Raw genomic sequence first — 15,611 nt, 5'->3', positions numbered from 1 at the left:
GTTTTACTAAATTTATCCTCCTATAATTAAGTTGTAAGCACTTTAATTATGGGAGGTATTTTTATGCAAATTGGTTTTATTGGTACCGGAGTAATGGGTAACGCTATTTCCCAAAATTTGATTAAAGCCGGTCACAACCTAACCGTCTACAATCGGACTAAGGCCAAGACCGATAACCTGGTCGCCCTCGGAGCTAAGTGGGCTGCCAGCCCTAAGGAAGTTGCAACTAGAAGCGACCTGGTCTTTACCATGGTCGGAATGCCTAGCGATGTAGAAAGTGTCTACTTTGGTGACGACGGGGTTTTCGCCGGCCTAACCACGGGTAAAATTGCAGTCGACCTAACTACTAGCAAGCCAAAATTAGCGGCTAAACTCTATGCTGCAGGCAAAAAATTAGGGATTGAAGTCTTAGATGCGCCTGTTTCCGGTGGCGACGTGGGAGCCAAAAATGCCACCCTAACTATTATGGTTGGGGGCGCTGAGGCAACCTTCACTAAGGTTGAACCAATTTTCAACCAAATTGGTCAAGCGGTTAACTACTTCGGCCCCGCCGGCAGCGGACAACACACCAAGATGGCTAACCAAATCATGATTGCCGGCACTATGACCGGCTTAACTGAAATGTTGCTGTATGCTAAAAAAGCTGGCCTCGACCCTAAGAAGGTTCTCGAAACGGTCTCCAAAGGCTCGGCGGCTAACTGGAGCTTATCCAACTACGGTCCGCGGATTTTAGCCGGCGACTTCAAACCGGGATTTTTCTCTCGTCATTTCTTAAAGGATTTAAGAATTGCACTTGAAGAAGCTAAAGCAATGAACCTTGATTTACCAGCCACTAAGGAAGCCAAACGCCTCTACCAAGTAATGGTTGATGATTGCAAGCTTGGCGACCAAGGAACACAAGGGTTAATTAATAGCTACAATTAAAGCTAATAAGGCCACCAACTAGCGCTGCTAGTGGTGACCTTTTAGTTTGCTCCTGCTAAGAAGAACACTTACTTTCCTTTTTGACCCGCTGCCACGGCCTGCTTGTAGTAGCTTCCTGCTTATTCTTGACTTAGATTCATCTTAGTCATCAAGATTTTGATGACGGCCTGGCGGTCATTGGTTAGGGCAACCAGGTCTGGAATTAACTTGATAATCGCTTCGTCGGTGCCTTCCTTGCGCCCTCCTGTCTTACTGTGCTTAATTTCATCAATCTTATCCATAATTTGCGCTCCTAACTGGCCAAATGACGCCGGCTGTCTTAAAACTAACTGAAAAATTCCTTTGAGTTCATCACTGACGCCTTCCCAATCACTACTGGCGTTTAAAATCAACGTGTGGGTCCCATCATTTAAGTAGTCACCCTCCTCAGATAACCGGCGATTAATTCAAAAAAGTTGCAACTTTTTTTACTAAGGCTCCAAACTAAATAAAGGATTTTAAGAAATACATTGCTTTCTTAAAATCCTTTCGTAAGAACCGCTTCCCAATATTATTTAACTGTTAAAATCCAAGCATAATCCTTCCAGGTAGCACGTTTTTGGCTAGCCGCAAGTAAATTCTTCACTAGCTCAAGTTCACTTGTAGCCGGCTCGCTAGTAGCTAGTAGCTCCCGTTTAAAAATAAAGCCACTAAGTTGTTGATACTCACCTGCATAACTTGCCACCAGGTCAGTAATGCTATGGCTACCAGTATCTTCAAACTCACCACTAACCGGAAAGCCCCTAAAAGATCCATCTTCAGTTAGGTAACGCATGTGCATCGACCCGATTAAATCTAATTGTTCCTGCTGTAAGTAAGTCACCATTTGCCTAAACGGTTCGTTTTTATTAAAAGCATCTTTGCTAGAAATAACGGTCATTAACTCACCCTTAGCTTGGTTAGCCCAGCTTTGAATTAATTCAGCTGCATTAGCCGTCGAGCTAGCCTGGTAATATTTAATGTCCCCATAGATTGCCTGATACTTTTGTAAGCTTGTTAAAACTGCTGCAGCTTCACTCATATCAACCACTACTAGTTCTAAATTAGGGTAGTCCTGGTAGTAGATGCTTTCGAGGCATCGGTCTAATTCTAACGCAGTAGTTACTAACACCAAGACGGTTAAAGCCGGTTGTTCCGCCTTTAAATTATATTTGGCCCGTAACTCCTGGCGGTAGTTACGATAACTAGTGACTGCAGGCAACATTTCTTTAGGGTAGTTGCTAGCATCACGCCAAGGCTTTTCAGCACCCAGGAAGTGCAAAACATTAATTTCCTGTAGCTTTCGGTGTTCACTAGCTAAGTCGCTACTAAATAACTTGCAGACATAATTGTTTTCGACCCCCAAGTACTTAACCGCATCCTTAAAGTAAAGATTGTAAGCATCCTGATCACCTAAAACAAAAAAGTCGGTAGCTTCTAGGATAAATTGGTAAAAATAGCTGGCGAGACTGTATTTTCTCAGCAATGCTAAATCCATCAATAAGACCCCGGAGTTAAAGTAATTTTCCCCGTATTTTCCTAATAAATCATTACTCCAACCATTCTTTATAGTTACCCCTAAATCTCGAATGCAGCCAAGAAAGTGTCCCTCCAGGTCGCTTTGCCATAAACTCGTTAAATCGTTAACTACCAGGGTGTCGTAATCTAAGTAAAGCACCCGGTCTACTTCGGGTAAGAGGTTAGGCAATAATATTCGGTAGTAAGCACTCACAGGTAGATGGTTGCCAGCCAGTGAGATTTTATTAAGTAAGTGACGGTCAAGTAAGGAGAGCTTGATAAATTCCAACTTAAAGTTAACAAAGCCCTGCCCCAGTCTAACCAACCAAGCCTTAGTCTGTGGTGTTAACTCTTCGTAAATCAGGTAAACTACTCCTCCGCTTGGATTGTTTCTTTCAAGCGAATAAAGCAAGACATCAACCTTACCGGCGCTATACTCATCTAGACAAACAGCTAGTGTTAATTTCTCAGGGACACTTGCTTGGTAATGACTTGCTTGGATTTGTTTAACTAAGTCTGCAGCCGGTCCTAAATGGTAATCCGCTTGCCAACTAAAAGCGGGGAGTTGCCGGCCGTTTTCAATACTGTAAGCATAGCAGGCATCGCTGAGATAAACCGGCTGCTTAGCCAGTAGGCATAATCTTAAATATAAGTCTTGCGTCGCTAACGTTCCTAGTTGTTCCCCCAACCTACTTAGGAGGTCCTTAGCAATAAGATTTCCCCCTAGTCGTCTAAAACTACCGTACAAACGGGCACATAACAAGTAGTTATTGACAGTAAGCGCCCTAGTTTTAGCCCGGGAAAAAGGATAGATCAACTCAGCCTCCTTATAAAAAACAAGGTTAGTTATGGCTAGGTCACTTTGCTGCTCGGCTAACCTGGTCATAAAAATAGCTAGCGCATCCGTTCCCACCAAAAAATCAGCAGCCTCTAAAAACATTAGGTAGTCAGTAGTCGCCCGTCTTAGGGCGGCCACCCTTAAGGCACCTGGATCCGCTAACGAGGTCTCATAAACCCTGAGACGTTCATCTTCGCGGGCAACCTGCACCGTTTCGTCCGTAAAGACAAGTAATTCAAATTCAGAATAGCTTTGCCTAAAACAAGAGTCTAAACACCTATCTAGGGCGGCTTGACTCCCATTAGCTAACAATACTAGTGAAATATTTGCTTCCACTCCCGCTCACTTCCTCACTGTTGGTGTAAAAAGGTTGATAACCTCCTCAGTCCTGCTTGTAAAACTTCTTTTTGACAACAATAGCCCAAGCGGGCATGACCTGGAAAACCAAAGGCCGACCCAGGAACTAATAAGACCCCGGTTTCTTTAACTAACCTAGTAAAGAAACGATAATCATCTTCTTTTAGCTCCAACTTAATAAAGGCCGTTGAAACAGACTCTGGTTCCACCAGTGCTACCTTAGGTTCAGAGGCAACCCAGTCTTTGACTAACTGCATGTTTTCGGCTACTATCTTCCGGTTGCGGGCTAAGATTTTATCCTTATTTTTAAGGGCATGCACTGCCAAAGCATCATTCAAAACCCCACCACAAATCGTGGTATAGTCCCGATATTTTCTAAATAAATCAGCTACTTCCTTGTTAGAAGCAGTCCAACCAATGCGTAGGCCCGGAAGCGAGTAAGTTTTAGATAGCGAACTAACTGCAATCCCTTTATCATAGGCATCTACAATCGACAAGAAGTTCTCCCTGGCTTCCAGGGGTTCATAAACTTCATCGACTAAGACATAAGCATCCACACTAGCCGCAATTTTAGCCAAACGTTTAACCTGGTCTGCTTTCAACCAAGTCCCAGTCGGATTATTGGCACTATTTAAAGTAATTAACTTAGTTTGGGGCGTTACCAATTTGGCCAGCTGGTTTAAATCATAATCCCAATTTGCTTCTTCTTTCAGGCGGACAAACTTAACCTCCGCGCCTAATGACTTGGGAATATCATATAGTTGCTGGTAGGAAGGCAGCATGGAGATAACTTGGTCACCAGGGTTAACTAACGCATACAGGGCCAAAAAGTTCCCGCCGGTGGCACCATTCATTTGTAAAATGTTATCTGCTTCTACATGCCGATACAGGCCAGCCACCAACCGTTTAAACTCGGCTGAACCTTCAATCGCGCCGTAATCTAAACTAGTGTTAGCATAGCGCGCAAAAAAGTCTGCCACCTCAGTTCCGTCTAGCCCAATCAGCTCCTCTAAGGTTAAGGCCTTAATCGAACTTTGCGAAATATCATACTTGGCCTTGGTTTCCCATTTATTTAACCATTCTTCCACTCCAAATGCTGGTAAGTCCATTAATTATAAATTCCTTTCTTACTTGTTAAATGTTTTCAGCCATAGTTGCTCACTAATAACCGCGACTTGCTTAGCTTCTTGTCGCAATAACTTGGCTGCCAGTTGCTCACTAACCCCACTAACTAAACACTCTTTAGCCAAGCTAGTTTGCACTAACCAGCCAGCTAATTCTCCCAGCTCGCGTTGGTAATTGCTTGCTAAATCATTGGAACGTAAAAAAATTACTTGTTTATCTTTATTAATCCAATAAAATTTACTGGTTTGGTAATCAAAGCGTTGATAGTCACTGGCAACCAGATCAGCTCCTTTGTTAGCCACTTGGTAGAATTTAGCTAACACATCTTCCTTTAACAGGAGGTCATTAATATTTAAGAAGTAGACGTAAGCCCCACTAGCCTTAGCCACAGCCTCTTTTAGTTGGCTAGCCTCGACGATTTCAATCCGATGGTATGGCTGCAATTCGGCCAAAAACTCCGCTTGCTGCTTAGTCAACGTTCCCTTAGTCAAGACTAAAATCTCAAGGTTAGTATAACTTTGGTAGAGTAACCCACCTAAGCAGCGTTTTAGATTAGCCCGTTCATTCTGCCGTAGATCCACAATTACTGAGATTTTATCAGGCCATTTTCCTAACAACTCATCTGCTTCCCGCTTAGCCTGATAGTAGGTATTTAGAGCCGCTAACACTAGTGAATCAGCTTCCTCCAAAACCCCGGCTTTCCACGGCTTATACACATAGTGGTGCAAAATAGTAATTGCCTCTAAGGGGTACGGTTCGTATTCGAACAGCGGGCTACCATAATTATATTTTAAATCCAAGCACTTATAGGCATCATAGTAATAAAGGTTATGAGCATCTTGATCTGCTTGGACGAAGATTTGGGCCGTATCTAGCGCTTCCTTAATCACTTTAAAGGCAACATGGTATTTACGCATTAACTCTAGGTCCATTAACAAGACCCCCGAGTTAAAGTAATTATCCCCTTGGTCACCGAACATTCTGTGCCGAGTCCCTAACTCCCGATGAAGATAGGGCGCATTATCGCCAGCCGCTCCCAAAAAGTTCCCCTCTAAATCTGTTTGCCAGAGCTCTTCTAAACTGGCTAACACCTGGGTATCAGTATCAAGGTATATGATGCGCTTAACTTCCGGCAAGATGTGGGGTAACAACACCCGGGTATAAGTTGCTACCGGCAGCTTGGTCTTCGATAAATTAATTGGTTCAATGAATTGGTGGAGTTCCTTGGTCAACTTGCGCAAATGAAAGTTGAGGTTACTAAAGTTAGTTGCCAGTTGGCGTAAGTAATCCTTATTACTTGAACTTAAGTGGTAGTAGACCAGGTACAAATTCAGCTCCCGGTTATTCTTAGCTAGCGAATAAATCAAAGGCACTAAGCGTTTAACCAGGTTATCATCAATACACAAGGCGACGTTGATGACCTTAGGAATCTGGGCCTGATAACCGCGCGCCCTAATTTCACTAACCAAGCGCTTAGCCTCCGAGTACTCATAGTCAGTCTGCCACCTAAACGGCTCCACTTGATTATCAGCCGCTTCAACCAAGCAGTAAAATTTACTCTGCATAATGATTGCTTTTTTAGCCAGGTGCACAGCCTGGTATAAGACCCGCTGGCCTTGATTTTGGGCGGCTAATTTTTCTAATAATTCCTTATTAATAAACAAGCTCCAAATATTACGGAAGGCCCGGTAAAAACGCATATAAGGGATGAGATTATTGGTGTTGATTAGTCCATAATTTCCCAAGTGGTGATCACTTAGATAGAATTTATCGTCCGCTAAACTCACCAGGTTTGCCATCCCCAAGTCAACATCACGTTTATCAACTTCTTGTAGACAATTTGCTAAGGCATCATCCCCAAAGATAAAGTCTCTAGCTTGCATAAAGGTTACAAACTGGCCGTTAGCATGTTGTTTGGCAAGCGTGATGGTCTTAGCTAAATCCACCTGGCCTGAAAGCTCATACTGGGTGACACTTGGGGGCACAGCTAGGGAGGATTCTTCTGAATTAACCAAAAGTAGCTCGTAGTCAGAGTAAGTTTGCTTGCTGATGCTATCTAGGCACTTAGCTAAATCTGCCTGCTTACCAGTTGTATCCATAATTACAATCGTTACCTTAGGCATTGGTCTCCCTCCTTACCTTATTAAAACTTTGGATCCATAAATCTCGGTCAACAAATGCCGCCTTAGTGGCAGCTTTTAGTAGCCCGGCGCTAGTTATTCCCCCCGACTGTCTAACAATCTCAGCAGCCACACCCTTGGGCACTAACAGGCCATCTAAACTAGTTAGCTCAGTTGCCGCCTTTTGGTGTTCAGCCAAGCTTAACGCCCGCACCTCATTAGAGCGGTGCTTTTGCCAGTAGATAACTTTCTTTTGGAGGTCTAAGCGTTGATAACCTGAATAAACCACCTGGACTCCTTGTTGACAAGCTGCTACTAGCTGGGCTAACGCGGTCTTTTCCGAAAGTAAATCATCGAGGTTAAAGAAATACAGATAACTTCCCTGACTTTGCTTCACTGCTTGAGCCAGCGTCCCCGTTACCACCTTAATATTAGGGTAATAAGGTTTGATAGTTTTCAAATAAGTTTGCAAGTCTGAGGTTAAGCCTTTAGCGGTCACAATTAAAAGTTCTAAGTTGGTGTAAGTTTGGGTTAAAAAGCCCTCAAAACACCGTTCAAATTCACCACTTTGGGCTTGGTCGGCAGCTAAAATCACCGAGATTACGTCAGGGTTATCGCCTAAGATTGCCTTCATCTCGTTATGATATTGGCGGTAAAGGTGCATAGCCGGCCGCCGGCTAGGGTGCATAAACGTTTCCGTAACCATATTCATCCAGGGCTTCTTCCAACCATAGTAGTGGATGATTGCGACTTCGCTTAAGGGCCGGTCAGTATACTGCACGTATTCTAGGCCGTAGTTATAAGTAAGGTCTATTTGCTTATTGGCTCCGTAAAAATACAGATTTTGAACGTCCTGGTCGGCATACTTAATGACGTCGGCCGTATCTAAGGCCAGTTGGGCACTGTAAAAACTGGTACTGTACTGCCGCATCAGTTTCAAGTCCATCAGCATCATGCCCGCGTTAAAGTAGCGCTCACCCTGCTTTCCAAACAGGACGGACTCAGCGTTAACCCGCCGGTGATAAAAGACTAGGCTGTCTTCGCATGCCCCAATGAAGTTACCTTCTAATGGCGTTTGCCACAAAGGCTTTAGACTTGCGTTTACAACCATATCTGTATCTAGGTAAATTACCCGGTCTAAATCAGTCAGTACTTCGGGCACAATAATTCTAAAGTAGGTCCCGATTGGCAGCCGGGCTTTATCCATATTAATATTTTCGATAAATTGTCTACTTTCTTTAGGAATAGGTCGCAGAATTAAAGTAACCGCCTCTAGCTTGTCGTTGATAAACTTCACCCGGGAAATACTCTCGGCCGTTAAGCTGGCATAGATAATGTAGAGGTCTATGGGCGTATCCGTATTCTTATCAAGCGAGTGGACCAGGGCTTCTAGGTGCAAAATCAAGCCGTCATCGACCCCAATCGTAAGCTGGATTCGGTCAGGAATTTCTTCATGATAATCACTTTGCTTGATTGCCTGCACAAAACTTTGTGCATTAGAATACCGGTAGGCTTCCTCCCATTTAAAAGCCGGCAGCTGATGGCCTTCCGTTAGGACAAAACAGCAGAGCGTTTCTGGAAGTAAGACTGCCTTTTGACAAGTATGAACTAAGTAATATAGCAGTTGTTGTTCCGTCTTAACTGCTTGTTCAGCTAAGACATCCACTAACAATTCGTGGCTAAATAAGCTTCCCTGGACATAGCGGAAGGCTTCAAAAAGGCGCATATAGGGGATAATATTGTTAGTCGTTACTAACTTATGAACGTTAGTTGGATTGGTTTTAAAATAAAAGGTGCCTTGGTCTAGAACAACTAGCGGAGCCACCCCTAAATCAGCCTTATTAGTTGCCAAGTCAGCTAAATTCTTGGCTAGGGCCTGTTCATTTAAATAGAAATTTTCTGCCTCAAGTATGCTTATAAACTCTCCCTGCGCATACTTAGCTACTAATCTTAAAAGTTGGCTAAAGGAAACAGTAGCTGGTTGAACAAGGTGCATGTCAACCGCCGCATCCACCTCAGTTTTGGGACTGATTAACAAAATTTCCTTATCAACTAGTGTTTGTTTAGTTACACTCTCCAAGCATTTAGTCAGCTTTACTTGTGGTGAACCCCGATCAATTACGACTACGGTAACCTTAACTTCCATACTTAATCCCCCCATTCATCAATTGCTATCTCCATTATAACTTTTTAGCTATTTTTTGAATAGTTGCGCCTTTTCAAAATAAAATCAAATCTTATTCGTAAAATGGTGGTAACTTAAAGCGCCCAGCCTGTTCAAATTCGTGACCGACTTCAAATAGTAAGTCCTCCCGCCCCTTAGCAGCCATAATGTGGATCCCCAGGGGAAGGTGTTCATCTAGGCCAGTGGGTAAACTGATTGCCGGGTTACCTGTCAAGTTAGCCAACTGGGTAAAGGGTGTTTGAGCTAAGCTGGGGGCAAACATTTGGTAAATTAATTCTGCATGTTCGCTTAGGGAAAGTGGTTCAAAACTAACTAGGGCCGGAGCTAACAGTTCCTCTCGTTCGCTAATTTTAGGGGCAACCTGGGCCGTAGTGGGGCTTAAATAAAGATCATAGTCTTTAAAGAATTCATCGACTTGATAAGCAGTTTGGTCCCAATAATTGAGCGAGTTAACGTAAGCTGCCGCCGGAATATTTTGGCCATAGCGATACAGGGCATAAGTCAATGGTTCTACTTCCTCAAAAGCTAACTTGGCCTGGCGCTGTTCTTCAAAGGAGGCTAACATCGCGGCCGTCTCAGCTCCGTTCATCAGATAATACTGGTTCATCAACTCCCTGCCGTTAACTTGAGGCTGGGCTTCACTTACCTGATAACCAAGTTCGGTTTCCATAAAGTTAACCGCCGCTAAAACAGCCTGCTTAGCAGCTGGACTAACCTTAGTCTTGACCGGCGACTCGGTGGTAAAAGCTACCCGTAGGGGCCTTTTTCCATAGTCGTCTTCTAAAAAGTGGCACCACTCTGCCTGAACTGGTTGGTAGGGCGCGGTTGGCCCTTGCTTCCTTAAACCGTAAAAGAGGTTTCTGGTATCGCGTAATGAAACTGTCAAGGCAAAGTTAACCGCAGCTCCCTGCCAAGACCGCCAGCCATTCGGCCCTAGTGGCATTGTTCCCCGGCTAGGCTTTAGCCCAATTAACCCAGTATAGGCAGCCGGAATCCTAATCGAACCACCCCCATCGCTAGCGAGTGCCAAGGGAAAGATACCAGCAGCAACTGCGGCCGCCGCCCCACCACTAGAACCACCCGGAGTCCTAGCTAAATCCCAGGGATTATGGCAGTCACCATACAAGTATGAGTCAGTAACATTTTTAAAACCAAACTCAGGCGCGTTAGTCGTTCCAATCGGAATAAGGCCGATTTTTTTAGCCCGCTTAATGAAGTTAGAATCCCGCGTAGCCACACTATCTTTAAACAAGCGTGCTGCCCCGCTATTAGCCAGCCCCCGTGCGTCGGGTCCTAGCACTTTTACAGGAACCGGCAAGCCGGCAAATAAGCTATCTTCAAAATTACTTTGTTCATATTCCGCTTGGGCTAAGGCTGGGTTAAAACTAGTTAAAGCATTTAGTTGGCCATTTAAATTGGCTACCCGTTTTTGCATCAAACTCACTAACTCGCTAAAACTAATTTCTCTTTGCCGTAAACACTCCGCCCAGTAAGTTGCATCAGCTACCATGGCAATACCCCCTTAAGTCTAAAAAGATATTTATCCATTTAATTGTACTCGCTTTCAATCAAATCGTAAAATTTTTGACAATAAATTAAATTACCGCAATTTTTTTAAGTTATTAATTAGTTATCAGTCCTTATTTTTAAGCGATAATCAATCTATAACTCCTCAATAAATAATTTATTAAAAATGCAACAATTAACTAAAAATGATTTTTGTATCCGCTGTCAAAATTAGGTAATATAAGGTAAAAGGGGGAAGTTTTATGAAAGTTAGCGTTGTTGTTCCTGTTTATAATGCTGCCACCTACCTCGAGCAGTGTCTTGATTCTATTCTGGCACAGACTTTTACCGACTTTGAACTCTTATTAGTAGATGACTGCTCCACCGATGACTCAGGTCAAATCTGTGATTATTATGCCAGTAACTCACAGGTTAGGGTAGTCCACCTAACTGAGCGGCTAGGAGTCTCTACTGCCCGTAACATCGGCGTTAAAAATGCTCGGGGAGCCTTGATTGCTTTTATTGATAGCGATGACTTTGTAGCTGAGGATTACTTACTGGCACTAGTCACTACTTTAGAAGATTATCAAGCCGACCTGGTTTTTTCAGAGTTTAATATGCTTGATCAACAAGCCGGCATGTTTTATTTTAACGTAAAGCCCGAAGTCAAAGGCAAAGTCTACGAGCTCACCGCTGAGCAGGCAGCTGCAATGCCAGATGAGAAGTTACCCTTTCGCCATGGTTGCTACGTCCATCCGTGGGGAAAGCTCGGTAAAAAAGAACTCTACTTACAAAATCCTTTCATCCCTAACCTCTACTTTGAAGATGGGCCCAATTCCTTGCGGACCTTTTTAGGCGCTGATAAAGTCGTCGGGCTTCTAGTAGATAGTTACACCTACCGCGTCAACCATAGTAACAATATTACCCAGGGTCCTAAAATTTTAAAGGGCGATATGGATATTTTAACCGCCTTTCGCTACCGGGCCTTAGACATGCTGGCTGCTCAAGTAGACCCTAAATCATTTTTAGGCGAACTACATCATAATTTGACCCAGGATGCCTATGCCTTAGAGCAAGCTAAGCAAACCAATAGCGAAGAGTATCGCGAAATCCAATGGCTCTTAAAATTAATGAACCGTAACAAAGTATCTAAATAACAAAACCCCCGCCCAGCGGTTTTCTGATTGCAAACCACTAGGCGGGGGATGATTTTTATTAACTTAAGCTTCTGGTCGATAATCCTTATCAATGATTAAGACAGGTTTAATGGTCTTACATTTACCTTGTCTAATAAATCTTGCACGCTAGCTTCATATCATTCCCTTTAATTCTACAAATTCTTTTATAAATCTTATTGCCTACCTACTGCAGTTATTGACTTCGTTAACGGATTAAAATCAAACAACACCACTTACAGCTGCAACAATTGCGGCCACTGTCGGTCCTCCAGCAATAAAACCTAAGTATCCAGCTGCTCCTGCAACTCCCGCCGTTAAAATATCTTTTGTAAGTCCTGCATCTAGTCCAATCCTTACATAATTCCATCCAACTTTTAAAACGCCCGTCTTCCCATAACTCCTAACGCTTATACCTGAAGTCACTAGTTTTCCATCTACTATTTTTGCTTCTGCAGTTAGTGTTCTAGGATTAATAGATAATCCATTCTCTTTTACAAATTCATTACTTGCTGCTACTTCTTCTATTGCTAATCTATTTACTTCGGGTGAAACTACAACATTGCTAGGTAAATCAAGTACAAACTGATTATCCACAACCTTAATATATTTAGTTAAAAAATCAGTTTCGGAGCTATTAACTTTGCTGTTCACCACCGTGAAATTTTCAGAAGTTGGTGATAAATTAGCATTGCTAGACACAGTTGACCATGGTATAATTACCACTGATACCGCTATCAATAAAAAAGTAACCGTCCTTTTCATTTTATTTTCTCCTTTCAACTTTTTAATTATTGGGGGCAAAACAATGAACAAACACAGACAGGCTATCTTTATCGGCATATTTTCTGCACTAACTTGTCTAATTATTTCAAAGGCAGGTTTCAATATTTGGATGGAAATGATACTAGATGCTCTAATTATTTACATTTTAGCAATTTTTATAGAAAGATACCTTAACTAACTACTGCAATTCTATCATTTTTTAATCTATTTTGTAAGTTTTTTGCTTATTTATGTTAAGTTACCCCCGCCCAGCGGTTTTCTGATTGCAAGCCACTAGGCGGGGGCTAATTTTTATTAACTTAAGCTTTTGGTTGGTAGTCCTTGTCAATGATTAAGACAGGTTTAATGGTCTTACCTGAAACGGAGTCAGCGTTAGCTTGATTAATTTCTTCAAAATCATAAAACTTCTCAGTCTTATCAAAATCAAACCAGCCTAACTTGTAAAATTCAAGCAAGCGTGGAATGTCAATTTGAGGGATTGAGTCACCCATATTAACACCAACTACCTTCTTATCGTCTACGCACAGGTCATTCCAAGTCGAAAGTTCAATTAGGTGAGGAGTGACGGCAATTGCAGCACAAGTTCCACCTTGAGCTAAGGCAGCGATGGCGTCCTTAATTACGGCTGGTAACCCAGTGGTATCAACCGTCCAATCTACCCCATAGCCTCCGGTTAATTCCTTAATTTTAGCGACGGCATCTTCTTGCTTACTATTGATAGTGTGAGTGGCCCCTAATTCTTTAGCTAATTCAAGCCGTTCTGGCACAATGTCAATCGCAATTACTTTAATGCAGCCAGAAATGCGGCCAGCCATCATAGCAGCTAAACCAACGGCCCCGGTCCCAAAGACTGCAATCGTGTCTCCTGGCTTAGGTTTGAGGGTGTTAAGCACTGTCCCAGACCCAGTTACATAACCACAGCCTAACGGCCCAACTTTCCGCAGATCAAAACTCTTATCAATTTTAACAGCGTTACGTTGATCGACCACTGTGGTCGTAGTAAATGATGATTGGTTAAACATATCAGAAATATGTTGGCCGTTTTCTTGGAAATGATCTTCACCATCGGCCCTTACCCCAGACAAATTGTATTGGGCATAGGAACGACATTTTGTTGGCATCCCCTTCAAACAATTATCACAGGTGCCGTCAGAATAAAATGACAGGATAACGTGGTCGCCCACTTCAAAATCCTTTACTTCAGAACCAACCTTTTCAACAATCCCAGCACCTTCGTGTCCCAAGATAACCGGGTAGCCTAAGGAGGCATCCCCTTTTCTGATGGCTTCATCAGAGTGACAAATTCCACTAGCAACCATGTGAATTTGCAGGTCGGTTGGCCCAACTTCATGTAAATCGATGTTATCTCTAATTTCAAATTGTGCCCCAACTTCAGGAACAACTGCAGCTTTAATCTTCATACTAAAACCCTCTTTGTCAACGTTTTCACCCTCATTATAGTTGCTTGTTTCAATATTCACAATATCATTTCTACAGGTTTTTAGTACCATTTCTACAGATTTACAGCTTGTTAATTGATGCCTCCTCTGAACTAAGCAATAACTCAGCCTAACAAATCATTCAATGATTCACTCATTGTCGGGTGGGTATAAATCAATTGTCCTAATTCTTGATAAGGCAAACCGGCTTTCATCGCCAGGGTAATAAGGTTAATTACTTCATGCGACTCTAATCCGTATAAAGTCGCCCCTAGAATCTGATTACTTTCCTTAGAAACAATTATCTTAAACAATCCACGACTATCTCCAGCTACATGAGCTTTAGGAATCCCATTAACAGGTAACTTTAAAATCTGATAATCATATCCTAGCTGTGCAACCTCTTTTTCTTTTAAGCCCACACTAGAAAGGGGCGGGGTAATAAAAGCGGTATAAGGAACTAGTAATCTATCTTTCAAGCTCTTCTGCCCATTACCAAATAACTGGTCTTTGACAATCCTAAAGTCATCTAATGAAATATAGGTAAACTGCGGACCGCCATTAACATCACCTAGAGCCCAAATATTTTCAACATTAGTTCTTAAATACTCATCTACTCTAATTGCACCCTTGTCGGTCAATATAATATCTGTATTTTCTAACCCCAAGTTAGCAGTATTAGGCTTTCGGCCGGTTGCCACTAACACCTTAGGTGCTCGTAAAACCTCACCATTGCTTAAAAATAGCTCAACTCCACCTACTACTTCCTCGACTTTTTCTAGCTTAACATCTAGTTTAAAATCAATCCCACTTGCCTTTAAATCCGCCGTTACAAGTTGGCTTACGTCGTCGTCTTCTTTTTTTAGAATTTGTTTTCCACTATCAATCATCGTTACTTCAGTTCCGTATGAATTAAACATCGAAGCAAACTCAAGCCCAATATATCCTGCTCCAATAATTATCAACTTAGTAGGCTTTTCAGTCCAATCCATAGCCTCCTTAGAGGTTACAATCCTATCACTTAAGTTAAGGCCGGCAACCTTAGGAACCACTGGGGTTGCACCCGTATTTATAAAAATTCGTTCACCCCTAACTCGTTCCCTACTTCCATCAAGTTTCGTTACCTCTAATTCATAGTTGCTAATAAACTTGGCCTGTCCAGTTAAAACAGTTGCAGTTGGCAAATCAGCAATCATATGGTAATTTTTCAGTCTCAACTTCTCGGTCAATGCCCTCTTTTGCCGGCTCGCTTCTTCAAAACTTAAGCCTGCTTGACCATTGATAATCAAATTTTTAGAAGGTAAACAACCTACGTTAATGCAGGTCCCACCATACATTTGTGCAGAAGCTTCAATTACTAGGACCTCTTGCCCATTATTGGCAAGCGTTTTGGCCAAAGTTTTACCCCCCTTGCCAAAACCGACTACAATATTTTGGTAAACTTTCATAACAACTCCTCCTAGAAAAATATCACTGATATTAGTCATTATGATAACTTACATTTTGTAAGTCAAATTATTTGCTTAATTATGCTAAACTACAACTTAAGCTTAGCTGCCCCACTTATTTACATAATTACTAACTTAATAACCACAAGCTTTTAACAGTTTTTCCCCTAGA

11 protein-coding genes are annotated in these 15,611 nt (G+C 42.4%); 2 read left to right on the top strand and 9 right to left on the bottom strand.

Annotated elements, in window-relative coordinates:
• Nucleotides 1–63 precede the first annotated feature (63 nt).
• Nucleotides 64–924, top strand: coding sequence for an NAD(P)-dependent oxidoreductase (locus tag N4597_RS00435; protein ID WP_260904071.1), 861 nt, complete (start codon nt 64–66; stop codon nt 922–924).
• 119 nt (nt 925–1,043) lie between these two features.
• On the opposite strand, the gene N4597_RS00430 is transcribed toward N4597_RS00435, so the two are convergent.
• The 6 genes from N4597_RS00430 to N4597_RS00405 form a co-directional block, all read right to left on the bottom strand.
• The gene (locus tag N4597_RS00430; protein WP_260904070.1) at nt 1,044–1,316 is read right to left on the bottom strand and encodes a hypothetical protein; all 273 of its coding nucleotides are present in this window, start codon (nt 1,314–1,316) and stop codon (nt 1,044–1,046) included.
• A gap of 158 nt (nt 1,317–1,474) precedes the next feature.
• A complete protein-coding gene (locus N4597_RS00425) occupies nt 1,475–3,634 on the bottom strand; it encodes a glycosyltransferase (RefSeq protein ID WP_260904068.1) in 2,160 nt (719 codons plus the stop codon).
• 14 nt (nt 3,635–3,648) lie between these two features.
• Entirely contained in the window at nt 3,649–4,764 is a 1,116-nt protein-coding gene (locus tag N4597_RS00420; RefSeq protein WP_260904066.1) for an aminotransferase, read from the bottom strand.
• Nucleotides 4,765–4,782: 18 nt separating this feature from the next.
• A complete protein-coding gene (locus N4597_RS00415) occupies nt 4,783–6,903 on the bottom strand; it encodes a glycosyltransferase (protein WP_260904064.1) in 2,121 nt (706 codons plus the stop codon).
• Complete coding sequence (locus N4597_RS00410; RefSeq protein WP_260904063.1) at nt 6,896–9,046, bottom strand: glycosyltransferase; 2,151 nt, start codon at nt 9,044–9,046, stop codon at nt 6,896–6,898. Before N4597_RS00410 ends, N4597_RS00415 begins: the two co-directional genes overlap by 8 nt.
• A gap of 91 nt (nt 9,047–9,137) precedes the next feature.
• Nucleotides 9,138–10,595 carry an amidase family protein gene (locus N4597_RS00405; protein ID WP_192944494.1) on the bottom strand — a complete coding sequence of 486 codons (1,458 nt, stop codon included), beginning with the start codon at nt 10,593–10,595 and terminating at the stop codon, nt 9,138–9,140.
• A 259-nt stretch (nt 10,596–10,854) separates the two neighbouring features.
• Between N4597_RS00405 and N4597_RS00400 the strand changes: the two genes are divergently transcribed.
• On the top strand, nt 10,855–11,748 hold the full coding sequence (locus N4597_RS00400) for a glycosyltransferase family 2 protein (protein WP_260904059.1): 894 nt from the start codon (nt 10,855–10,857) through the stop codon (nt 11,746–11,748).
• A 240-nt stretch (nt 11,749–11,988) separates the two neighbouring features.
• Here the strand turns inward: N4597_RS00400 and N4597_RS00395 are convergent, their stop codons facing one another.
• From N4597_RS00395 to N4597_RS00385, 3 genes are all read right to left on the bottom strand, one after another.
• Nucleotides 11,989–12,531 (bottom strand): hypothetical protein, encoded by a 543-nt coding sequence (locus N4597_RS00395; RefSeq protein ID WP_260904057.1) that lies wholly within the window; start codon nt 12,529–12,531, stop codon nt 11,989–11,991.
• Nucleotides 12,532–12,851: 320 nt separating this feature from the next.
• On the bottom strand, nt 12,852–13,973 hold the full coding sequence (locus N4597_RS00390) for an NAD(P)-dependent alcohol dehydrogenase (protein WP_192944491.1): 1,122 nt from the start codon (nt 13,971–13,973) through the stop codon (nt 12,852–12,854).
• A 143-nt stretch (nt 13,974–14,116) separates the two neighbouring features.
• Complete coding sequence (locus N4597_RS00385) at nt 14,117–15,439, bottom strand: FAD-dependent oxidoreductase (RefSeq protein WP_192944490.1); 1,323 nt, start codon at nt 15,437–15,439, stop codon at nt 14,117–14,119.
• Nucleotides 15,440–15,611 lie beyond the last annotated feature (172 nt).

Origin of the sequence: Ligilactobacillus agilis (assembly GCF_025311475.1) — a bacterium.
Classification (GTDB): domain Bacteria; phylum Bacillota; class Bacilli; order Lactobacillales; family Lactobacillaceae; genus Ligilactobacillus; species Ligilactobacillus agilis.
The sequence above is the reverse complement of the archived record's forward strand: the minus strand, read 5'-3'. Positions and strand labels throughout refer to the sequence as shown.